A 23,223-nucleotide genomic window follows, 5' to 3' on the forward strand; every position below is an offset into this window, starting at 1 on the left:
ATATTAAATGTACAAAATTATTAACTTTGTTTTTGTTTGTGTCAGGAGGAAAATAACATGGAATCAGCGATACAACTAGAAAGAGAACAACAAAGAAAAAAGAAACATCCTCCAGGTTTATACTTACTCTTCTTTACAGAAATGTGGGAAAGATTTAGTTACTATGGATTACGAGGATTATTAACATTATATTTAACGACAGCTTTAGTAAGCGGTGGTCTTGGGTTTAGTCCCGCATGGGCACTCTCCATTTACGGATTTTATACTGGAGCCTGTTATTTCACACCAATGATCGGTGGATATTTAACAGACCGTTTCCTAGGTAGACGAAAAGCCATCACAATTGGTGGTATAACAATGGCAATCGGTAACCTTACACTATTCGCCATGCAAAACCAAGTCGGCCTATACCTCGGATTAGCGCTTATTATTATTGGTAATGGATTCTTCAAACCGAATATCTCTACACTTGTTGGAGAATTATACGAAGAGAATGATCCAAAACGTGATAGTGCATTTACTATTTTCTATATGGGTATTAACGTCGGGTCATTTTTAGCTCCACTCGTTTGCGGATTTTTATCAGAAAATTTATTCAAAACAACAGTTGATGGTGTTGTACATTACGGATTCCGTTACGGTTTCTTAGCCGCTTCAATCGGAATGATTATTGGACAAATTTTATTTACAACACTATCAAATCGCTTCCTTGGTGATATCGGTAAAAAACCAACTCGCGATTTACAAACAACAGATGGACAACCATCAGTAGGAGATACACCGTTAACAAAAAAAGAAAAACAACGCACCGCAGTTATCGTCATTTTAACATGCTTCGTTGTCTTCTTCTGGGCTGGCTTTGAACAAGCTGGTAGCTCATTAACATTATATACAAACAAATTTGTAGATCGATCTGTGTTCGGATGGGAAGTTCCAACATCTTGGTTCCAATCGGTCAATCCATTATTTATTATTTTACTTGCCCCAGTCATTTCAGCATTATGGGCAAAACTTGCAACTCGTAAGCGCGGGGATTTAAAAATCCCAACTAAAATGGGACTTGGTATGATCTTGCTTGGTATCGGTTATATCATTCTCGTTATCGCTACATTAAAAACAGGTAGTGATGAACATAACATTACAGAAAAAGCAAACTTACTATTTATCGTCTTTACGTATCTTTTCCATACGTTAGGTGAGCTATTCTTATCACCTGTTGGACTATCAATGGTTAGTGCACTTGCACCAGTAAAACTTGCTTCTTTATTAATGGGAGTATGGTTAGCAAGCTCAGGTATCGCTAACATTTTAGGCGGACAACTTGCAAGCTTCACAACTTCACTTGGATATGCTGAAGTATTTACCGTAATCGGAGCTGTAGCAATTGTATTAGGTTGTGTTTTATTATTAATTTCTAAAAAATTAGTGAAATGGATGGATTAAAAAAAGATGAGGGAAATCCCTCATCTTTTTTATTTCTTCGCCTTCGTTCCTACTAAATCACCAGCAACAACGTAACGCTTAGAATTATCCTTCACAGATACACATGTAATAAGCGTTATCTCATCTTTCCCATGATCCTCAACAACTTCCCACTTATCAGGAGTTACTTCAGATACACCAGTAACCGCATATTCATATTCGTTTTCATTATCATACAAATAAATTTTGTCGCCTTTTTTTAAAGATGCTACATCACTAAATAAAACACCTTTTTTAGACATGTTATGTCCTGCTAATGCATAATTTCCTTTTCCCATTACTTGATTTTCTTTTACTGTTGCTGCACCTGATAATAGGTTCTTCTCAGTAGAGGATTTTAAAACAGGAAGTTCTAATGAAACACTCGGGATCGAAATGCGACCAATTACTTGTTTCTTATCTAATGATGCATTCGCCACTTCTGCCAAGTCTGGCTGATTAATTTTCGAAGCATCTACAAATTCCGTCTCATGTTTTTCATAATCCATCTTTTGAACAGCCTGCACATTTTCAGTCTGTTTCTTTTCAGCCTGATATCCATCATAAAATGGCTTTCCGATTAACACACCACCTACAACAAATAGAAGGATTGCTACTATACTATAAATTCTTTGCTTATTCATATACAATTCCTTTCCCATACAAAATCTTACTCTATATAAAATGATAAGATAATATTGCTATATGTACAAGTATAAGCTAAAAAGAAACCTTCTTGCCGATGCAAGAAGGTTTCTTTTTAAGCGATTTTATTTCGATATAAGGATACGTGGAAAATCGTCATTTGAATAAAGAAAATACTAAATGCAATATATACCGGATATGCAGGAATATATAGATTAGCAATTGGAGAAAGAGTTAAAAAACCAACCGCACAAGGCAACACGTACCATAATGACATAAATGTAGTACGACAAGCTTTTTCTGTAATTGCCTTTTCTCGTTCATCTTCTTGAGGAAATAATAGTGGAAACATCCAATACGAGAGCTTTTTATATTTTTTCTTTTGAATTTTATAAAGAATAGTCGATACAATACTAAATATTAATAGTAATGTTAGCGGCATTAAACTCAATGAAACTTCAAATGGTACTCTCTCCGTTTGAATAAAGTTAGCAACTTCGATAGTAAAATAATACAACTCAACAAACGCCCAACCTGCTAATACCATTAAAAGTACATTTAACATATAAGAAAATACAAGTCTATTCATCCTCTTCCCCCTCCTTATTTAAAACAAACACATCTTCCATCTTTAACTGAAATACATCGCAAATCATAAGCGCTAATAATAATGAAGGAACATAATCCCCTTTTTCAATTGCAGCAATCGTTTGTCTCGTCACTCCAACCTTTTCTGCTAATACACTTTGCGAAAAATTAAACCGAGCTCTTAATTCCTTCACTCTATTTAAAATGGTCAAATTTACCACCTCTCATTTATATTGTATGCTAAACTTAACAAAATGTAAACTCTACTTAACATTAGTTTCATAAAAAAATCCAACTTTACGTATTGTAAAGTTGGATTACATGTTAGTTTAAAATTGTAACTTTAACTGTTCTTCTGCCCCAGCTACTTGATGAACCTTTATCTGGCATTAAAACATCAATTCTGTGACCTTTAATAGCTCCGCCAGTGTCTGCTGCAATAGCAACTCCATACCCGTCAACCTTTACAGTAGAGCCTAATGGAATAACAGCTGGATCAACCGCAATTAATTTCATTCCTGGGTTTGCAGTTAAATTATAACCTTTACCACCTGGTCCCCATGCAGAAAATACTTGTTGACCTGGCGCATAACCATTTTCAGCTGGATCCGCTGTATAAGCTGTAGCTTCTACATAGATCTCTCTTCCACCAGCAGTTGGCTTCGAAGGCTGTTCAGGTTCTACCTTCGAATTATTATTAGCAACTGGTTCGGCTGGTTTACTAGCTTGTTCTTGCTTTTTCTTTTCAGCAATTTCTGCTTGTGCTTTTACTAAAGCTTCTTGCTCTGCTTTTGCAGCCGCTTCTGCTTTTGCACGCTCTTCCGCTGCAATTCTTGCCGCTTCTTGCTCACGAGCAATCGTTTCTTGCACTGCCTTCATGTTTGATTCGATTTTAGCTTTTTCTTCTGCAGCTAAATTAAGTTGGCTTGCAACCTGATTATATTTAGCTTGAACTGTTTGTAAGTTAGCTTGACGCTTTTTCAAGTTATCTTGCAGTTCAGCTTGTGCTTTTGCTAATTTTTGTTTGTCTACTACTAAAGATGCTTCTTTCTCGTCAATTGTTTTCTTATCTTCCTCAATTTGACGAAGGTCTTGTTCTTGTAGACGTAAAATCTCTTTATCAGCTTCTAGAATAGTAGAAACTGCGTTCATACGTTGTAGGAAATCAGCAAAGTTTTTTGACTCTACAACAACTTCTACTACTAAACTTGTATTTGAACTGTTTTGAACAGAAACCATACGTTTTCTCATAATGTCCTTGCGCGCAAGAACTTTATCTTCTAAAACGACAATCTCTTTCTTTTTTTGTTCAATCTGCTTATGTGTTTCATCAATTTTACGTTGAATAGCAGCTTGATCCTCTTTATTTTTTGCAATTGTATTATTTAAATTATGTAGTTCGTTTTCGATACCTTGAATTTCTTTACTAACAGCTTGCTTCTCTTGCTCTTTCTTTTGCATTTCTGCATCGTTTTGCTGCAATTGCTGTTGCATGTTGTTAAGTTTCTCGTCGTTTGACTCTGCTTTAACAGCGACTGTACTAGAAAGACCTATAATTCCTGCTAATACTAGACTACTGATTCGCTTAAAATAGTTCATAATCCGACTCCCTTCTTATACAGTTATACATGATTTATTTTACAGTTTGTTTACAATATCATTAAATACAGTTTATTTTTCATGACGAAAAAAAGGGAATTATGCATAAAATGTAATAGATTCTTAAATATTTAACAATTCCTATATTTAAAAATTATAAAAGATGCTAAAATCCAAATATAGAGAAAATATAACTTCTAAAGGCGGTTGAAATAAATATATGTTTACTCAAAAGAAATCACTCCAACATAAAATTGATCAATTAGAAAGTCGTATACAAGAACTAGAAGCAGAATTAAAACAAAAGGATATCGAACAACAAGAGACTATTTCTTCTATCCACGATCGTGTACAAAGCGTTGTTCAAGAACATAAACTTGTAAATAGCCAGCACCATACTCTTCAAAATTTAGTTCAACAATTAAACTCATGTTTCGAAAATGTTTCAACGCGTACAACACATTCCAATGAATTGAATAACGAAATGTTACAAAAAGAACAAAGCTTAATTCAATCTATTGAAGAAATTATTGACTGTTCTAATGAAGGTAAAGAATCTGTTCACCGTTTACTTATTGTAATTAACAAATTAGGTGAACAATCTCAGCGTACGTCTAACAGTATGAATCATTTAAGTGAACGTTCAAAAGAAATCGAGCAAATTGTAGAAGTTATTCAAAACATTGCAGCCCAAACAAATTTACTTGCTTTAAATGCAAGTATTGAAGCCGCGCGTGCTGGAGAACATGGTAAAGGATTCGCTGTCGTTGCCAATGAAGTAAGAAAACTAGCAGAAAGTACAGCGGAAAGTACAAAAAACATCGGCAACTTAACGAAAAAAATTCAAGAAGAAATTGAAAAAGCATACGATAATACAAAAGATAATTTACATTTAGTCGATGAAGGTGTAGAAATGAGTGCCGATACAAACGCTAGAATCGAAAATATTTTAATTATGATTCAAACGTTACAAAACGGTGCTACAAATGTTATTAAAGCTATCGAAAACCAAAAATCTTGTAATGATGATATATTACGAGAATTTGCTAATACACAACAAATGTTCCAAAAGTTAAATACTACTATTATGAATCACATTCATGATGCTGAGAAAGTCGATGTTCAATTAACGAAAAGTCTTGAAGAAACAGTAGTTTCTCATTAATAATAAAAATCCCTTATACTTTTATAAGGGATTTTTATTATATTTTGAATATTTATTTCTTCTCAATATTCATCCGTATCTTTGTTATAATGGACAAGTTATTTCTTTCAACTATTAAACAAGGAGGTTATTATGGAACAATTTTACTACATTTTAAAATATTTAATTCTTGGTCTGTTCCAAGGACTAACAGAACCCATTCCGATTTCTTCAAGCGGGCATCTTGTTTTAGCACAGCATTTGCTAGGACTAAAAATAGAAGGGTTTAGCTTCGAACTACTTGTTAATTCAGCTTCATTATTAGCTGTGTTACTTATTTATAGAAAGGACTTAATTCGTCTAACGAAGAATGGTCTATCTTATATCTTTACAAGAGCAGAGGACGCAAAATCAGATTTCTTCTTTATTATTTATCTTGTTATTGCGACTACTCCAGCAGGTGTTATTGGTGTTTTATTTAAAGATTACATCGACCAGTACTTAAAAGGTGTGAAGATGGTTGGGATTTCCCTTCTTATTACCGCTGTCGGCCTCTGGATTATTAGAAATTTGCGTGGACGTAAAAATGATGGCGATCTTTCTATGAAAGATGCAATCATCGTCGGATTAGCACAAGCTTGCGCACTAATCCCTGGAATAAGCCGCTCAGGCGCAACAATTGTAGCAGCTATGTTACTTGGTATGAAGCAAGAAACAGCACTTCGTTTCTCATTCTTACTATACATCCCTGTTAGCTTAGGTGGTTTATTACTAAGTATTACAGACATTGCAAAAGATCCAAATCTAGACACATTATTCGTGCCTTATGTCGTTGCATTTATCGCAACATTTATCATGACGTATATTTCGTTAAAATGGTTTATGAACATTATGGCAAAAGGAAATTTAAAATATTTCTCTTTCTATTGCATTATCGTAGGTGTACTTACTCTTATTTTCTTATAAAGTGAAACTTACAAATTGAAAAGCGAGTCATTCTATTGAACTAGGATAGCTCGCTTTTTTATATCTTTATAATGCTAAAGCCCCTCTTACTTTTTTGTACAGTAAGAGGGGCTCTTTTATGCGTATACTTTCTTTTCTTGACAATACAAACGAATAACATGTTTATTTTGTTGAAATACATCATGCGTTAGGCGGATAATAATAAAATTTCGTTTTGTTTGATCATCATGAACAAAAATCTGTTCTCCCTCTTGAAAACACCATGCACTTTCAAAAGTTGTAATATGATCCCCACTTACTGAAAAAAGCTCATATCGCATATCTTGTACCCTCTCTCAACTTATAATAATCATAATATCCTTATATTAAATTTAGTATAACTTAATTCCGTTGAAATTTGTAATTTTTTCTATTTCAAAATATTTTAATTTTGTTTTACGGTTCTTTTAACGTTATAATGATAAACGAATTTTCATTGAAAGGAGCTTCATTTTGACTGCATATTTATTTCCTATAAAAACAGCATTTATTTTATTCCCTATTTTAGCGATGTTTCTATTAATCCCTTTTTTAATATTTAATTATCGTAAATACGGTTATTTGAATAAATGGCGTTCATTTATTTTATATTCACTATTACTCTATGTATTAAATGCCTATTTCCTTGTTATCTTACCTTTGCCACAAACATATGATACATGTAGCCTACAACCGGCTAATACACAACATATGCAACTCTCGCCATTTTATTTTATACAAGAGATTAGTAATCATACCTCGGCAATTTTAACGAAGCCAGCTACTTACTTCTATCTATTAAAGGAATCTGCGTTTTTACAAGTCGCTTTTAACGTTCTACTAACCGTTCCATTTGGTATGTACTTGCGTTATTATTTCCGACGCAGCTTCTTACAAACAGTGTGCATTTCTTTTTGCCTTTCACTGTTCTTTGAATTAACACAAGTAACTGGATTATATGGTATTTATAATTGTGCCTATCGCTTATTTGATATTGACGATTTGTTTTTAAACACATTAGGCGGCGTAATTGGTTTTATCATTGCACCAATATTTACGTATTTCCTTCCGAAAACAAGCGAATTAGATATTCATATTGATTTAGAAACGAAACCAGTTGGATTTATTCGTCGTCTCATCGCTATGCAAATTGATTGGATTTTCTTATCTATCGTTGTACCGTTCATTAAAAACAAAGGAAATTCACTATTTATCGCTAACATCCAATCTTATACAAATGTATACGAACTCCTTTTCATTACATGTTCAGTCTTCATTTACTTTATTATCATTCCATACTTTACAAATGGAAGAACAATAGGAAAAGTATTGCTTCGAATTTACGTTAAAGGCCAAGCAGAGCGTATTACACTAAAAGAATTATTCATTCGGTACGGTATATTCTATTTCATTTTAGGCGGAATCAATTATATTCTTTCGAGTAGCTCTATCTTAAATCATACAGAGCCTTTAGTATTACTAGTTATACTATTATTCCAATTTGTCATTAACGGTCTATTTATTATTCATGTTTTATTACATGTATTTAGTCGTGATAAGTTACTATTTTACGAGCGCATTAGTCAAACAAGAAATGCGATCATACTAAAAAAAGCTGACAAGTAATACTTTGTCAGCTTTTTTTCATAATCGCAAATAATTTTTCTGTGTAAGGATTTGAAAATACTTCTGCTTCATCTAGTAACTTTCTCACCTTTAGAAACGAATGCATTTCTGGATATATATTTTGTAATTTTTCGTACGTTAACGTATGCATTTTCCCCCAATGCGGGCGTCCTTCATACTTTAGAAAAATTTTCTCCACCTCACCAAAATAAGCTGCATACTTCATACCTTTATACATATGAACAGCAATGTACGCTGAATCCCTTCCGTACGCTGGACTGAGCCATATATCATCACTTTTCACATAACGGCATTCAATTGGGAAGTGCACTTTATACTTTTTCTTTTCAATAAGATTTGAAATCTCTTCTACAACGATCTGCATATATTTTGAAGGAACACTATACTCCATTTCGTAAAATGGAACCGCGCGAGATGTAGCAAATACTTCATAACTCGGACCAATTATTTTTGTATTCGGTACAGCTTTAGCCGATAATCGACTTACTCCTTTACTTATAGAAGGAAACCATTTACATCCTTTAGATAGCAAAGAGAACATCTTATTTTCAAGCAACTCTACCTTTAGTTTATGCCACTTCAAATCACTTTTTTTACCCGTCGTTTCATTTGTAAATTTCACTTGTACTTCATCTGAATAAGGAAAAACGAAAAATTCAAAATGGCGATTTTTTTTATATTCTTCTAGCTTGTTCATTACAGTAGATAATGACTGTTTTTCACTTTTATAAACGAGTGAATACGCTGGAATGACCTTCAATTTTATTTTTACAATGATACCTAACATTCCAAGCGATAACTGAAAGGCTCTCCAATATTCCACATTGTCAGTTTCCGAACAAACTATACTCTCACCTGTAGATAAAACTGCGGTAATCTCTATAACTTGTGTTGATAAACTTCCAAAGGTAATACCCGTTCCATGAGTCCCTGTACTAATCGCTCCTGCGATTGATTGTGAATCAATATCCCCTAAATTTTCTTGCGCATAACCTTTTTCTGCAAGTAACTTCCCTAAATCATTTAGCTTTGTTCCTGCCCATACTTCGGCAATCATCTTCTCTTCATCAATATTCACAATACCTTTCAATTCATCTAAAGAAATTAAAATTTCTTCCGTCTGCACAAGAGGGGTAAACGAGTGTCCTGAACCGACAACGCGAATTTTCTTCTCTTCTTTTCGTGCAAGCTCTACAACTTCTACTACATCTTGTATACTTTCTGGATACATCGTATAATGCGGCGTTCCTTCTACATTCCCTGTCCAATTTCTCCATTTTTGTCTCTTTATAGAAAGCATTGGCCATCCCCCCGATATGTTGAATACTCCCCAACAATCTCTCCTTCTTTCACACGATATAAAAACGGAAACCGCTCACATAACTCTCCAGCTTTACTATGGCGAAACAAGATAGCATCTCCTATCTCCACTCGTTCCTCACCGTTATAAAAAATTGGTGTTTGTACTTCACCAGCGCCTTCTAAAGCTAATAGTTTGGCATCATTTGGCCTCCAAATCTCAGGTTCTTTATCTTTCCCGATTGCGCCTGAGGCAATATATCCACCACCTAGACAAGTGTAAATAAACGGGGCTGGTTTACGCACAACTGGTAAAGCAAATCCGACAGCTGGATGAAATTGCACCTCTTTATAATAATCAAACAGCTTCGGGGCATAAAAAGCAGAGCCTATTGTAATCTCCGAAACTGCATTATCTTTCTCAGTTGTTTTTATACTTCCTGTGCCTCCCCCATTTACAAACCTTAGTTCAATACCTAGGTTTTGAATTTCTTTTACGATATGTCCTCTTCTTTCTTTAACTTCCAACACCGATTTCTTCTTTAAATACGAAATCACTTTACTTTTCACTCGTTGATTCGGTATGTGGTCTCCTACCCCAGCAATTTGTGCTTCATATCCCATGACACCATCTAGTATTAAAAATGATGATTCCTTCAATCTTTTTACTATTTTCAAAGCACCCTGCACATCTTTTACCGGTGATCTTTTGACCCCAAAATGAAGCTTAAAAAAACGACTACTCATATCAATATCTAAGCAAACACGAAAACATCCTTTAGACTTCTCAGCAATTTTTTCTAAATAAACAATATGATCTTCACAATCCACCATACAAGTTATAATGAGCCCTTGCTTTGTTAGCAAACTTATTTCATGTAACGCCCTATCATCATAAGCAGGATATCCGAGCAATAAATCATTGAATCCTTGTTCAATTAAAAACAAAACTTCCCTAGGTGAAAAACACATAATACCTTGAAAACGATCGTTTGCAGATAAAATCTTTTGCATAACCGGAACAGAACGTAACGATTTACTCGCTATACGAATCTTCTTATTTCCACTTAATTCTATAATCGATTGAATGTTTCTGTCTAAAGCTACTTCATCCAAAAATGCACACGGTAATGGAACTTCTTTAAAAATTCCTCGATCCACATTTTTTCTCTCCTCTTCTCTATATGTCTTATACATATTGGAAAGAAAGTTGGAATCTCCTCTACAAAATAAAAAAGTTTCTTCCTATTTAAGAAGAAACTTTTTTAGGACTACTTCATAGAAATAGTTGCCGCTACTGGATAATGATCAGAATAATCATCATACGTATATTTTTTGAGCCATGATGTAACAGTCCACTGTGGAGATTTCGGTTGTAACACTTTATTCTCTATAAATGACGGATTCGCATGGTCTTTACTTGCAATAATATAATCTAAATACTCGGCAGGGCTATCAGGGAAATTATATTTCGCAATACTGTTTGTCGTCGCATCCCAAGTTGCTGTATGTCCCGTATAAGATGGAATAGAAGCGTGTAATGTTTTAAACATGGATGCGTACTCTGAGTCACTATTGTTCTCTGCATTTATTTTATTCACGTTCATATCACCACCAAATAGAACGTACTCGTCATTTGGTATATTTTTATTTTTAATAAAATCTTGAATTTCTTTTAGCTGGTTTGTACGTACAGATGCAGGTGAAGTTTTTCCACACATACTATCTTCAGCCTGCAAGTGTGTCCCAATCACATGAACGAAATGATCATTTTTCTTAATTTTCGTGTATACAAACCCTTTATTTGATAAATTATCTGGTCCGCACCCTTTTGCGAATACATATTGAATCTTTTCAACGATCGGCCATTTACTCACGATTGCAACACCACCATCTTCAGGCGTTGAAGATGAATAGCTACCTAACGTTTTATCCCATTCATTTCCGTTACTACGACCTAATACCGCTGTTTGATTTGGATATTCTTTCTTCAAATTTCCTAGTAAGCGGTTTGAAGCACTATTATCAAACACTTCATTTAATATAACAACGTCTTGATTCTTTATATAATCTGCCGCTCCAATTAAATCTGCACGCTCACCTTGTCCCCAGTTCGGATATAAGTTTGTTGATAGCATGTACACATTATGGGTCATCACCTTTAATGTATCGTTTTGATTTGTAGACACCTCCGCTTGAGCCGAGGATCCACTATATAAAGCCGCTAGACCGATTCCAACACTAAGTATACTTTTTAGCAATTTACTTTTCACGATTCATACCTCCATGTATTGTATAGTGATAAAAAAGGCCAAATACTCTATTGTGAGATTTGACCTTTTTCAAATACTTAACGGTTTCCGTACGTATCAAACCAAAGCTGAATGTATCCAGCAGTTACACGTTGTGCATCCATTAATCGCTTACCTGTCATTGGTGTAACTTCAGCGCGCCATTTATCTGCATATTCTTGTGATACAGCCGCTTTTACGAACCAATCTTTCGTATTATCATTTACAATTCCAGAGTAATCTTGTTTCGCTGCTACTGCCGCTCCATGAATCCACTCTTCTGGATTTGTACCTTTCCAGTTCCAATATCCATTTCCATCCGTTACTTTATAATTATCTTTTATCGTATCTACAAAGTTTTCATATTTAGAATGGAATCCTTGTGGATATGAAAGATTTGTAAAGTTTGCCGCATGCATCGGTTGGTTTACATCCCCTAAATAATGAAGGGATAATCCTAAATAGAAGAATGCTTGTTTCATATCTTTGTTTTTGTATGACTCACCAGCTAATTTAAAATATTTAGCTCCAGTTTCTTTTGCCTGCTTTGCAAATGGAATATATGTTTTCCCATTGTCTGGATCATAGAAATGTGAAGCAAATGTGCTATTATCATAATAAGGATTTTCATAGTCAGCAGCATAAATACCGTTCTCCAACTCCGTACGCCATTCATTTAATTGTGCAACTCGATCTTGTTTTACAAGTGTTGTATTACGAGACATAATATCAATTGCACGGTTTACAATCCATAAATGAGAGTTTACGCCTTCTTTATGTTTATCTTCAGCAGACCAGCGATGAACTATTTTTATTTTACTTCCCCCATCATTTTCATGAGCAAATGCAACACTTTGTAACGGAGCTACTAATGTAATAGCTGCTGCTAAAGCAAGTACTTTCTTTTTCATCTGAAATCCTCCATTTTATAATTGAATTATTGTAAACTTTTTGTTAGGATCCTATGATGTCGTCCGGTTAACCTATGACTAGAATATCCCACCTTTCATGAAAATTCTATTAATAAATTAAAATATGCAAATTTTCATATCATTATAACTTTATACATAGTGAATATAATGAATGAATGCACTTATATTGTAATAAAGTATTATTAAGCTACTACACATGATTGCCTAAAATAATGTAAAAAAAGAGTAAAGCATCCATATGCTTTACTCTTTTTTTCTACTCGATAATATACTTGGCAGTTGTACATTCACTGCCAACTTATGAATAAATCCAAACACTAATCCAATCCCAATAAATATGTATAAGATTGTAAATATCTTTCCGAAATCAGTTTGCGGACTAAAGTTCCCATCACCGACAGTCGTCAACGTGACCACACTAAAATATAAAGCGTCAAGAGGACGTAATCCTTCAACTGTACTATAAAAAATCGTACCAGATGTTAATGTTAAAAATGTTAATACGAATAACACTTGAAATTCTTTATCTTTCCACGCTCGTAAGCAAGCTTTTAACATCCGTTTCAATGTCAACATAAATGAAAGCATTCGACTTCCCCTTCCAAACAAAACACCTTTAGTTAAAAGAAAGTCTATCACTTTTCTACATAGAAAAAAAGTAGCCCTCTTCGTGAAATAGAAGAGGGCTACTTTTTACTATTCTCTATTATTTAGGTGAAACAAGAATTTTCACTTGTGTTTTATCTTTTACAAGCGCTTCAAATCCTTCTTCAACAACTTGATCCACTGTGATTTTTTTCGTAATTAATTTCTCTGCTTGAATTTGGCCAGAGCTAATTAATTTAATAACAGCTGGGAAGATATGACGGTATCCAAGAATACCGATAACTTCTTTTTCTTTTAGTACAAGGTTGTTTGGCGTAATTGTTGCGTCTTTTTCCCATACACTCACAATTACAGTTTGTCCTTCAAAGCTTGTACTTTCAATCGCTTGACGAAGTACTACTTCAACACCTGTTACTTCAAAACTCACATTTACACCTAAACCATTTGTTAAGTTACGAATTTCTGCTAGTACATCTTGAGTAGCTGGATTTAATACGTAATCCGCACCTGCTAATTTTGCTAACTCTTGACGTTCTTTAGAAAGTTCTACTGCAATAACAGGAGTTGCGCCTGCTGCTTTAGCTGCTTGAATAACAAGAAGTCCAATTGGACCACAACCAAATACTGCTACAGCTTCCCCTTCTTTTAATTTACTTTGACGTACTGCATGAACTGCTACTGCTGCTGGTTCTACAAGTGCACCTTGTTCATACGTCATTTCATCAGGAATATGGTGAACCATATCTTCTGGTACTACTGTATATTCAGAGAAACCGCCGCCTTCTCCGCCAAGACCGTGGAAAACAAGTTGTTCACAAACATTGTAATGTCCATGTTTACAAGCTTCACATTTACCACAAGAATAAATTGGTTCTACAACGACGCGATCTCCCACTTTATGAGAAGTAACGCCTTCACCGATTTCAACTACCTCACCACTAAACTCATGACCTAAAATAACCGGTGCTTTTACGTGTGTTAATGGGTGCTCTTCTGTTGGAATAAAAATAGGTCCTGCTAAATATTCATGCAAGTCTGTTCCGCAGATACCACACCATTTCACTTTAATCTTAACTGCTCCTGGTCTTACAGTTGGTTCTGGTACTTCTTCTACTCGTACATCACGTTGATTATGCCAAAGTAGTGCTTTCATTTTATACATCCCTCTCTACGTATATACTTAACCTGGTGAAGTTTACAAATCTATTATAATACTTTCATCCATATATTTCAAAAAAACAATCTCATTTCCACTAAATTTTAACAAATAACGTTCAATATTTTGTCACTTTGTACTTTTTCCCACATCTGTTAATGCTAATTTCATTGCGGTTGAAATTAGCATTATGCCATAATAGCATAGGAGAGGTGAATATCGCTTGAAATATTTTATTTACTTTATTGTTATCGTAGCGTTTCTAGATACATTTTCACAATTACCTATTATGAGTACGTTCGCTCAAGGTCTGGGAGGATCTCCTCTTATTATTGGACTAGTTGTCGGTATGTACTCATTCGCTAATATGATCGGTAATATTATTGCTGGCGCTGCTGTCGATAAATTTGGTGCAAAAAAAATACTTTATATAAGCATGGGACTTACGAGTTTCATAGTCTTGTTATACACTGTTGTTCAAAGTGGTGAACAACTATTAGTTGTTCGCTTTATGCACGGCTTTAGTGACGGATTTTTAATTCCTGCTGCCTTTACGTTTTTATCAAAACAAACAAATGCAGCAAGACAAGGTAAGGCAATGGCTCTATCTGGTGCTGCTGTTGGAACAGCGGCAATCGTAGGACCTGCGTTCAGTGGAATCATGAAAGCAACTGCTGGTATAGAGTGGGTGTTCATTACCATTTCTATTTTAATGGTCCTTGGTACAATCGTATCTCTATTCTTCTTACCAAATAACGTATCAAGAAAAGATAATTCAAGAACACAAATGATGAACAAAGAAGACATGATTGAACTATTGAAATCAGAACCTTTATTACAAGCATATATTGGTGCTTTCACGCTAATGTTTTCACAAGGAATTGTCACGTATATGCTACCAGTAAAAGTTGAGGCATTAGCACTTAAAGCATCTACAACAGGTATGATGTTAAGTGTATTCGGCATTACCGCTATCCTATTCTTCTTGCTGCCAACAAACCGTATTTACGATCGATTTAATCGTTCAAAACTCATGCTAATTGGGATTGCAGTAATGGCATTCGCGTTATCTTTACTTGGATTATTCGCAACAAAAGGCATGCTCTTTATCGTTATGATGATTTATGGCATTGGATTCGCTATCCTTTTCCCATCAATAAATGCATTACTTGTTGAAAATACAACTGATGATAAACGCGGAAAAGCATTCGGATTATTTTATGCTTTCTTCTCATTAGGAGTTGTTGCTGGATCCTTTACAGTTGGAGCAATTGGGGCATCCCCTAGCGTCAGCTTCGTTATTGGAACTGCATTCTTATTAACATTTGCCGGAATGATTTACGTAAGAAGCAAAGTAAAAGGCAGAGACAAAGTAAAAAAGACAATGATAGGATAATTCCATCATTGTCTTTTTTTAATGATAAACTTCTATTCAACTTTTAACTTTCAATAAGCCGTATTTAATAAACAATATGGCATTATATTTTTCATAAAGATAATACAATGGATAACAAAACAAGAAGAAAATAAGTACAGTTGGTACATCGTCTATAATAGAAAAATATTTTACTAATAATTCCTTACTACTTTCTCCAATTATAATAAACAGTGGGATTATACAAATTGCTGCTAATATTAAGCACGGTGTAATCCTCATTTCTTTTAGCCTCACTTTACAGTGTGGACACCTGAATGAAAAAGGATGCGGGAGATCAATAATATGTTGCGCAGTAATATCTCCTTCACACTGTGGACATTCAATTATTTCTTTCATTTAACTCAACTCCTTTCTATCTATAAAAAGAGCACTATCCAATAGCGCTCTTTTACTGCCGAATATATTACTTTTGTGTGTAACCAAGTAACAATGTAAATAAATTATACTGTAAAGGCAATACTACATTTCTTCTGTTACAAAAAAAGTGTATTAATACCAACGATACTTCGACAATTTCCTCGGAAATATTTCCTTTCTCCACATAATTTGATACACTACACATGAATAAACACTTGTATTACATAAACTAAAATAATAACTTACTGTACAAATTAAAAAGCACACTCTTCATATGAAGAATGTGCTTTTCTGTTATTAACGTTTAATCCAAACAGCGCCTGCCGATTTATCTTCTGCCTGTCCAACAACTTGGAATTTAAGTCCAAGGTTTGGAACTTTTCTCCCTGCGTCTGCAATTTGCTTGTTACTATATACTTTTGAATCATCAAAAGTTGTAACACCTTGTAATCCAGAATAGTTAAACTGACCACGTGTTAATGAATTTACACTCCATGCTGGTGTTTTATCAAATGAAAATGCAGCATCTGCAATTTGCATGCCCGTATTACCGTATGCTGGTTTCCCGTTTAAATTACCAACTAGCGCTTCTGGATGAGAGTCAACAACACCAAGGAATCCTTCACCTGGATGCATCCCAACCCAGTTATCTTTAAAGCTATCATCTGCATACCAAACGACAAGACCTGTATTATACACTGGACCTTTTCCTGCTTTTAATCCATTATCTGATCCCGCATAGTTTCTCCATTCTAAGTAGTAGTAATGAGCTTTCTTCTCTGTCCCATCAGAAACAACAAAACCATTTACATTCATTTTAGACTGTCCTTCTGCATCATCAGAAAATACAACTTGTCCATCAACAGTTACATTTACATTATCCATCGCAAAACCTTTATATGTTACAGCCGGATCTGTAATATAGTCGAATTGTAGTTTCACTTTTTTGCCTTTAAATTGACTTAAATCATATGATTTATCAATCCATTTCCCATCTGTTGTATCTTTATCTCCTTGGACTACTTTTTCTCCAAGTCTATCAATTAACGTCTTCGTTCCATCTTCTGTTACTGCATGTACTTCGACGAAATCGCACTCTGCTTCTAACTCATAATTTGCTTTATAATCGAATTTTGCATTTGTTCCTTTTGTTAAATCAAAGAATGGTGTCTCTAACGTTGTATGCATATCATCGCCTCTTGTACTATAATATGCATGCTTTCCAAACTCCGGTTTAAGCGTTTCAACACTTTTACCTGGTAAGTTAACACGTACAACGCCTGGACGATTTGATTTCGTAACACTTTGATCGATATATGTAGGAACTCCTACACCACGCTTAATTTTATCGTAATCTACTTCTAAAATTTTTACCCAGTTGCCACCCATATTCTTTTGTAAGAAGTCTTTATTTTGTGGTGAGAAACTAGTTGGCTCTGTTCCTGCAATTTTCCCTGTCCAGCTACCTCCACTCATTAATGACCAAGCTTCGACAGGTGAACCAGTTCCCGTATATTTCGTGTCATATTCATCCGGTAAGCCAAGGTCATGTCCAAATTCATGTGCAAATACACCTACTGCTCCATCTTCTGGTTCAATTGTGTAATCATGTGCTGCTACTTTACCACCAAAGTATTCTACCTTTGATTTCGTACCTTCAATCGCTACTGGATCTACTGCTAATTTTGAACGATGTGACCAGATTGCATCATCACCTAATTTACCGCCACCAGCTTCTTGACCAACACCAGCATGGATTACCATTAAATGATCAATTACACCGTCAGGTTCATTTTGATTCCCGTCCCCGTTTGTATCATATCTATCAAATTGATCAAACTGGGATAAATCTAGTCCTTTCTCAGCAGCTGCATGCAAAGCTTCTTTCACTAAATCACGTGCGCCTTTCGGACCCTTATTATCGTGACCACTGCTACCATCAGCTCCATAATCAGATGCTTTTCCTGGGACAGTTAGCCACTCCGTTACATATCCATCTGTCGTATAACTACCACCAGACTGCTCTTCATAGTATTGTTTAAACGTTTTTACTTTCGAACCATCAAATAACGTGTACGGTTCATTACCAAATAACATTTTTTGATAATGCTCTCTACTAAAGTCATTCGAATACATATACCCTGGCGTTTGATCAATATTATTATGTTTATAATCACTAAATTCAACGAGTAATACTAATACTTTATCTGTTCGAACAGATCCCTTATACGGCGCTTGCTTTGCTTTAGAAGTTGGAACTTGTCCATTCAATTGCTTTTTATTTGGTTCAGGTTTTTGCTCAGGACTCACATTTTTTTCAGGTTTCTTTACTTTCTCCTTTTCTTCCATTTTCTTCTCTTTTACTTTTTTCACGAAATCAGATGCCTCTTTAGCAGTATCCGCTGGAAGAATTTCTTTATTTGCCTGATCGCCTTGTTTCTTTTCAATATACTTTTCTACAGCCTTTTTCGTCTCTTCTTTAGAAGAGGCTGGATTTATTGTTCCTCTTTCCTTCAGTGCTTCCGCTAAACGATCTTCTTGAATTAAATTGTAATCAATTGGTGTTGTAGATACATTTTCTTTCTCTTTTGCTAGCGTTTCTGCGTATGCGAGCGGAGTACTCATTACAGATGTACATCCGATAATTGCCGCAATTGCTAAAGATGATAACACTTTAAATGGCGCTTTTCTTCTCATTCTATTTCTCTCCTTTTATATACAAAACTTAAAATTCAGATAAATCGGTGCATTTTTGTCGAAATCCCTGTTTACTACCCTCCCTATATAAAAAGGCATAATTCTATAAACATTAAGCTTTCTGTTATAGAATCATGCCCTCCAGTTTTCTGGTCAGAACCTCTACCTTTTTATGTCGAAATATGAAAAATAAAAAGTGATTTGATATATATTAAATAGCTTATATAACAAATTTAAAAGACAATATGCAAAATTGCATGAAAATTCTTTTAAATAAAAAAAGAACCCTAGTCAATTAAACTAGGATTCTCGATTTTCTATTATTTCTCTTGTGTTTTTTCCCAATCAGCTAAGAATTTCTCAATTCCTTGATCTGTTAATGGATGCTTCACTAATGAAGCAATTACGTTTGCTGGGATTGTTGCAATATGTGAACCGTTTAATGCTGCTTCTGTTACGTGAACACTGTGACGTACAGATGCTGCAATGATTTCTGTTTCGATGCCGTGAATGGCAAAGATTTCTGCGATTTGGCGGATTAGGTCCATACCGTTATGACCGATATCGTCTAAGCGACCTAAGAATGGTGAAACGTATGTTGCACCAGCACGAGCTGCAAGTAATGCTTGAACCGCTGAGAATACTAATGTAACGTTTGTACGAATTCCTAAGTCAGAGAATGCTTTTACTGCTTTTAAACCTTCTGTTGTCATCGGAACTTTTACAACAACGTTTGGAGCAATTTTTGCTAATTCTTTTCCTTCTTCAATCATTTTATCAGCTTCTAAGCTAATTACTTCTGCACTTACAGGACCTTCTACAACACTGCAAATTTCACGAATGCGCTCGTGGAAATCTACGCCTTCTTTTGCTACAAGTGATGGATTTGTCGTTACTCCAGCTAATACGCCTAATGCATTTGCCTCTTTAATTTCGTTAATGTTTGCTGTATCAATAAAGAATTTCATTTGTTATTCTTCCTTCCTAATTTTCATTTTATATTTATTTATTTTTCTTAATAATCTCTAATTCAATCGGAATAGATTTGTCCACTTTTTTACCTTGTGTGATCTCTTTTGCTGTTTGCATCGCCTTCTCCCCGATTAATTCCGGTTTTTGAGCAACTGTTGCAGCCATACGCCCATCTTTAACCGCTTTTACAGCATCTTCTGTTGCATCAAATCCAACAACGACTACATCCGTTTTTCCAGCAGATTTCAATGCTTCAAGTGCCCCTAATGCCATTTCGTCGTTATGCGCAAACACGGCTTTAATATCACCATTTGCTTGTAAAATGTTTTCCATAACAGATAACCCTTTTGCTCTATCAAAATCAGCCGCTTGTTTAGCAACTACTTTTAAAGACTTATCCGCTACGTTATGGAATCCTTTCCCGCGCTCACGAGCAGCAGAAGATCCAGGAATTCCTTCTAATTCAGCAACGTTTGCTCCCTCGCCAACTAATTCACGCATGTAATCACTAGCCATTTGACCACCTTCAATATTATTAGAGGCAATGTGAGAAACAACTTTACCTGAATTTGCAACGCGGTCTACTGTAATAACAGGAACATTCGCTGCATTTGCCGCACTTACCGCTGAAGCAACAGCATCTGAATCGGTTGGATTAATAACAACTACATCGACACCTTTTTGAATTAAATCTTCAACATCGTTCGTTTGCTTTGCTGCATCATTTTGCGCATCAACAGCAATCAATTCAATGCCACTTTCTTTCGCTTTCTTTTCTGCCCCTTTTTTCAAAGTCACAAAAAATGGATTGTTTAAAGTTGAAACAGAGAATCCAACTTTAATAGTTTTATTTCGACCTTTATCGCCAGAATCCTTTGCCCATTCTGGTGGTTCCATTGAACAACCAGCAGTAATGACCATAATAGATGCAACGAGTATAAGTAACCATTTCTTCATGAACTGTCCCTCCATTACGCTTCTTTTCGACGATCAATTAATACAGCTAGTAAGATTACAAGTCCTTTTACAACTTGTTGGAAGAAAGAAGATACACCTAATAAATTTAAACCGTTATTTAGTACACCGATAATAAGTACACCGATGAATGTACCAACAATCCATCCTCTTCCCCCAGAAAGACTTGTTCCACCTAATACAACTGCTGCAATTGCATCTAATTCGTAAGAAGTACCTGCAGTTGGTTGTGCAGAATCTAGTCGTGATGTTAAGACAATACCTGCAAGCGCTGCCAAAATTCCGGAAAGACCGTAAATCATTACTTTAATTCTCGTAACATTAATACCCGATAGTGCTGCTGCTTCTTCATTTCCACCAATTGCAAATGTACGACGACCAAATGTCGTTTTCTTCAAAATGAAGTACAGTACTGCGAAAGCGATCATCATTGTAACAGCTGGTACCGGAATACCGAGAAAATAACCGCGGCCAAACATTTGGAACATTAAATGATCACCAAGACCAGTGATCGGACGTCCGTCCATATAAACAAGCGTCAACCCACGAAAAATAGTCATTGTTGCTAACGTCGCAATAAATGGAGCTACTTTTCCCTTCGCAATAATGATACCGTTTACAATCCCCATTACAAGACCAGCCAATAATCCAACTGCCATTGCAAGAAACGGGTCCATGCCACTTGCCATCATTCCAGCAACAAGTGCACTTGCTAATGCTAAAATAGAACCTACCGATAAGTCAATACCCCCTGTTAAAATTACAAAGGTCATTCCGAATGCAATAAGCGCATTAATCGATACTTGACGCAGTATATTAAATAAATTTGGAATTTCAATAAATGCTGGATTTAAAGCTGTAATTACGATGATAATTAATACTAAACCGATTAAAGAACCGAGTTGTTGTAATACATTCCCCTTCTTAGCCATCCTTACTCTCCCCCTGTAGCTAGTGCCATAATAGACTCTTGTGATGCCTCATCTTTCCCTAAAATGCCGCCGACTTTTCCTTCATGAATAACAAGAACTCGATCACTCATTCCTAAAACTTCTGGAAGCTCAGATGATACCATAATAACGGCATCGCCTTGCTCAGTAAGCTTATTCATAATAGAGTAAATTTCTTTTTTCGCTCCAACATCGACACCCCTTGTTGGCTCATCTAAAATGAGTAACTGCGGGTGGATACCTAGCCATTTTGCAATAACAACCTTTTGCTGATTCCCACCAGAAAGAGATTTCACTGCTTGCTCTCCACTAGATGCTTTTACATTAAGCAGCTTCATCATATCCGCTGTAAACTGTTGCTCTAGTTCGTTACTTAAGACACTTCCCTTTGAAAGACTTTCTAAATTCGGTAAAGCTAAATTTTCTCGAATTGAGAAATCTAACACTAATCCTTCAGATTTTCTATCCTCTGTAATAAAAGCTATTCTTTGTCTAATCGCATCTATCGGACTATCAATCTTTACTTCTTGTCCATTTATGAAAATTTGGCCAGAATCTAAAGGTTCGTATCCAAATATCGCTTTCATAATATCTGTACGGCCAGCTCCCATCAAGCCAGCAACACCAAGGATTTCACCTTTTCTCACTTGAAACGATACATTTTCAAACTTCCCTTTTTTCGTTCCATTACGCATTTCAAAAATAACATCGCCAATTTGACTATTTCGTTCTGGGTAACGTTCACCAATGCTGCGCCCCACCATCATACTCACTACTTCATCAAACGATGTTTCCGGAATGGATCTCTTTCCGACGTATTCCCCATCACGTAAAATTGTAATGGCATCACAGATTGAAAAAATTTCTTCCATTCGGTGTGAGATATAAACGAACGAAACGCCTTCTTTACGTAATTGATTAATAACAGTAAACAACGTTTCAATTTCACGATCTGTTAATGCAGCTGTAGGTTCATCCATAATAATAACGCTAGCATTTGTCATTAACGCTTTTGCAATTTCGATAATTTGCTGTTGTCCAACCGATAACTCTCCTGCCAACATAGCACCTTTTACATGTAACCCTAACTTCGCCAGTTGCTGCTGCGCAATCGCATTCATTTGACGCGTACGCAAAATACCTGTCTTCCCATACATCAACTCTTTACCGAGAAACATATTTTCAGCTACTGTTAAATTCGATAATATGTTCAATTCTTGATGTATAAATGCAATGCCGTACTCTTCAGCTTCTTTCGCATTTTTAAAAGTTCGTTCTTGTCCATCAATCGTGATTGTTCCACCATCTCTTTTATATACACCTGTTAAAATCTTCATGAGCGTTGATTTCCCCGCTCCATTTTCTCCCATCAATGCATGGACTTCTCCTGTTTCAATCATAAATTGTGCACTCTTCAAAACAGGATTGCCATTGAACGCCTTTGAAATATTTTTCATTTCAATACGCATTCTCATCACTTCC

At 35.4% G+C, this 23,223-nt stretch carries 22 protein-coding genes; 5 read left to right on the forward strand and 17 right to left on the reverse strand.

Annotated elements, in window-relative coordinates:
* The first annotated feature begins 57 nt into the window (after positions 1 to 57).
* Complete coding sequence (locus AC3WTI_RS25395) at positions 58 to 1,443, forward strand: peptide MFS transporter (RefSeq protein WP_000443151.1); 1,386 nt, start codon at positions 58 to 60, stop codon at positions 1,441 to 1,443.
* Positions 1,444 to 1,472: 29 nt separating this feature from the next.
* Here the strand turns inward: AC3WTI_RS25395 and AC3WTI_RS25400 are convergent, their stop codons facing one another.
* The 4 genes from AC3WTI_RS25400 to AC3WTI_RS25415 all read right to left on the reverse strand — a co-directional run bounded on the left by AC3WTI_RS25400 (position 1,473) and on the right by AC3WTI_RS25415 (position 4,293).
* The gene (locus AC3WTI_RS25400; RefSeq protein ID WP_048527835.1) at positions 1,473 to 2,105 is read right to left on the reverse strand and encodes a class A sortase; all 633 of its coding nucleotides are present in this window, start codon (positions 2,103 to 2,105) and stop codon (positions 1,473 to 1,475) included.
* 116 nt (positions 2,106 to 2,221) lie between these two features.
* Complete coding sequence (locus tag AC3WTI_RS25405; RefSeq protein ID WP_087955387.1) at positions 2,222 to 2,695, reverse strand: DUF2178 domain-containing protein; 474 nt, start codon at positions 2,693 to 2,695, stop codon at positions 2,222 to 2,224.
* The gene (locus tag AC3WTI_RS25410; RefSeq protein WP_000154007.1) at positions 2,688 to 2,906 is read right to left on the reverse strand and encodes a helix-turn-helix transcriptional regulator; all 219 of its coding nucleotides are present in this window, start codon (positions 2,904 to 2,906) and stop codon (positions 2,688 to 2,690) included. The genes AC3WTI_RS25405 and AC3WTI_RS25410 overlap by 8 nt, the downstream gene beginning before the upstream one ends.
* Before the next feature lie 112 nt (positions 2,907 to 3,018).
* Complete coding sequence (locus tag AC3WTI_RS25415; RefSeq protein ID WP_087955388.1) at positions 3,019 to 4,293, reverse strand: 3D domain-containing protein; 1,275 nt, start codon at positions 4,291 to 4,293, stop codon at positions 3,019 to 3,021.
* Between the two features lie 484 nt (positions 4,294 to 4,777).
* Here AC3WTI_RS25415 and AC3WTI_RS25420 point away from each other — a divergent pair, with 484 nt between their 5' ends.
* Positions 4,778 to 5,458 carry a methyl-accepting chemotaxis protein gene (locus AC3WTI_RS25420; protein WP_370174618.1) on the forward strand — a complete coding sequence of 227 codons (681 nt, stop codon included), beginning with the start codon at positions 4,778 to 4,780 and terminating at the stop codon, positions 5,456 to 5,458.
* Positions 5,459 to 5,590: 132 nt separating this feature from the next.
* On the forward strand, positions 5,591 to 6,403 hold the full coding sequence (locus tag AC3WTI_RS25425) for an undecaprenyl-diphosphate phosphatase (protein ID WP_253621478.1): 813 nt from the start codon (positions 5,591 to 5,593) through the stop codon (positions 6,401 to 6,403).
* A 116-nt stretch (positions 6,404 to 6,519) separates the two neighbouring features.
* On the opposite strand, the gene AC3WTI_RS25430 is transcribed toward AC3WTI_RS25425, so the two are convergent.
* Positions 6,520 to 6,723 (reverse strand): hypothetical protein, encoded by a 204-nt coding sequence (locus tag AC3WTI_RS25430; protein ID WP_087955390.1) that lies wholly within the window; start codon positions 6,721 to 6,723, stop codon positions 6,520 to 6,522.
* Between the two features lie 172 nt (positions 6,724 to 6,895).
* Between AC3WTI_RS25430 and AC3WTI_RS25435 the strand changes: the two genes are divergently transcribed.
* The gene (locus tag AC3WTI_RS25435) at positions 6,896 to 8,047 is read left to right on the forward strand and encodes a VanZ family protein (RefSeq protein WP_097841285.1); all 1,152 of its coding nucleotides are present in this window, start codon (positions 6,896 to 6,898) and stop codon (positions 8,045 to 8,047) included.
* Positions 8,048 to 8,054: 7 nt separating this feature from the next.
* Here the strand turns inward: AC3WTI_RS25435 and AC3WTI_RS25440 are convergent, their stop codons facing one another.
* From AC3WTI_RS25440 to bdhA, 6 genes are all read right to left on the reverse strand, one after another.
* Positions 8,055 to 9,368: a D-arabinono-1,4-lactone oxidase gene (locus tag AC3WTI_RS25440; protein ID WP_097841286.1), complete on the reverse strand. Its 1,314-nt coding sequence runs from the start codon at positions 9,366 to 9,368 to the stop codon at positions 8,055 to 8,057.
* Positions 9,356 to 10,528 carry an amino acid deaminase/aldolase gene (locus AC3WTI_RS25445; protein ID WP_087955393.1) on the reverse strand — a complete coding sequence of 391 codons (1,173 nt, stop codon included), beginning with the start codon at positions 10,526 to 10,528 and terminating at the stop codon, positions 9,356 to 9,358. The genes AC3WTI_RS25440 and AC3WTI_RS25445 overlap by 13 nt, the downstream gene beginning before the upstream one ends.
* Positions 10,529 to 10,638: 110 nt before the next feature.
* Entirely contained in the window at positions 10,639 to 11,640 is a 1,002-nt protein-coding gene (gene sph, locus AC3WTI_RS25450; protein WP_087955394.1) for a sphingomyelinase C, read from the reverse strand.
* Between the two features lie 77 nt (positions 11,641 to 11,717).
* On the reverse strand, positions 11,718 to 12,569 hold the full coding sequence (gene cerA, locus AC3WTI_RS25455) for a phospholipase CerA (protein WP_087955395.1): 852 nt from the start codon (positions 12,567 to 12,569) through the stop codon (positions 11,718 to 11,720).
* Between the two features lie 264 nt (positions 12,570 to 12,833).
* Complete coding sequence (locus AC3WTI_RS25460; RefSeq protein ID WP_029437480.1) at positions 12,834 to 13,178, reverse strand: potassium channel family protein; 345 nt, start codon at positions 13,176 to 13,178, stop codon at positions 12,834 to 12,836.
* A 118-nt stretch (positions 13,179 to 13,296) separates the two neighbouring features.
* Complete coding sequence (gene bdhA / locus AC3WTI_RS25465) at positions 13,297 to 14,349, reverse strand: (R,R)-butanediol dehydrogenase (RefSeq protein ID WP_000645834.1); 1,053 nt, start codon at positions 14,347 to 14,349, stop codon at positions 13,297 to 13,299.
* 226 nt (positions 14,350 to 14,575) lie between these two features.
* Here bdhA and AC3WTI_RS25470 point away from each other — a divergent pair, with 226 nt between their 5' ends.
* A complete protein-coding gene (locus tag AC3WTI_RS25470; protein ID WP_087955396.1) occupies positions 14,576 to 15,748 on the forward strand; it encodes an MFS transporter in 1,173 nt (390 codons plus the stop codon).
* Positions 15,749 to 15,784: 36 nt separating this feature from the next.
* On the opposite strand, the gene AC3WTI_RS25475 is transcribed toward AC3WTI_RS25470, so the two are convergent.
* The 6 genes from AC3WTI_RS25475 to rbsA form a co-directional block, all read right to left on the reverse strand.
* Entirely contained in the window at positions 15,785 to 16,126 is a 342-nt protein-coding gene (locus tag AC3WTI_RS25475) for a hypothetical protein (protein WP_087955397.1), read from the reverse strand.
* A 318-nt stretch (positions 16,127 to 16,444) separates the two neighbouring features.
* Positions 16,445 to 18,844 (reverse strand): M6 family metalloprotease immune inhibitor InhA2, encoded by a 2,400-nt coding sequence (gene inhA2 / locus AC3WTI_RS25480; protein ID WP_087955398.1) that lies wholly within the window; start codon positions 18,842 to 18,844, stop codon positions 16,445 to 16,447.
* Between the two features lie 320 nt (positions 18,845 to 19,164).
* Positions 19,165 to 19,812 carry a fructose-6-phosphate aldolase gene (fsa, locus tag AC3WTI_RS25485; protein ID WP_087955399.1) on the reverse strand — a complete coding sequence of 216 codons (648 nt, stop codon included), beginning with the start codon at positions 19,810 to 19,812 and terminating at the stop codon, positions 19,165 to 19,167.
* Between the two features lie 34 nt (positions 19,813 to 19,846).
* Positions 19,847 to 20,773, reverse strand: coding sequence for a ribose ABC transporter substrate-binding protein RbsB (rbsB, locus tag AC3WTI_RS25490; protein ID WP_087955400.1), 927 nt, complete (start codon positions 20,771 to 20,773; stop codon positions 19,847 to 19,849).
* Positions 20,774 to 20,787: 14 nt separating this feature from the next.
* Entirely contained in the window at positions 20,788 to 21,723 is a 936-nt protein-coding gene (locus AC3WTI_RS25495) for an ABC transporter permease subunit (protein ID WP_087955401.1), read from the reverse strand.
* A gap of 2 nt (positions 21,724 to 21,725) precedes the next feature.
* A complete protein-coding gene (gene rbsA, locus AC3WTI_RS25500; protein WP_071759404.1) occupies positions 21,726 to 23,210 on the reverse strand; it encodes a ribose ABC transporter ATP-binding protein RbsA in 1,485 nt (494 codons plus the stop codon).
* Positions 23,211 to 23,223: the final 13 nt, after the last annotated feature.

Source organism: Bacillus sp. EB106-02-03-XG38 (assembly GCF_058792175.1).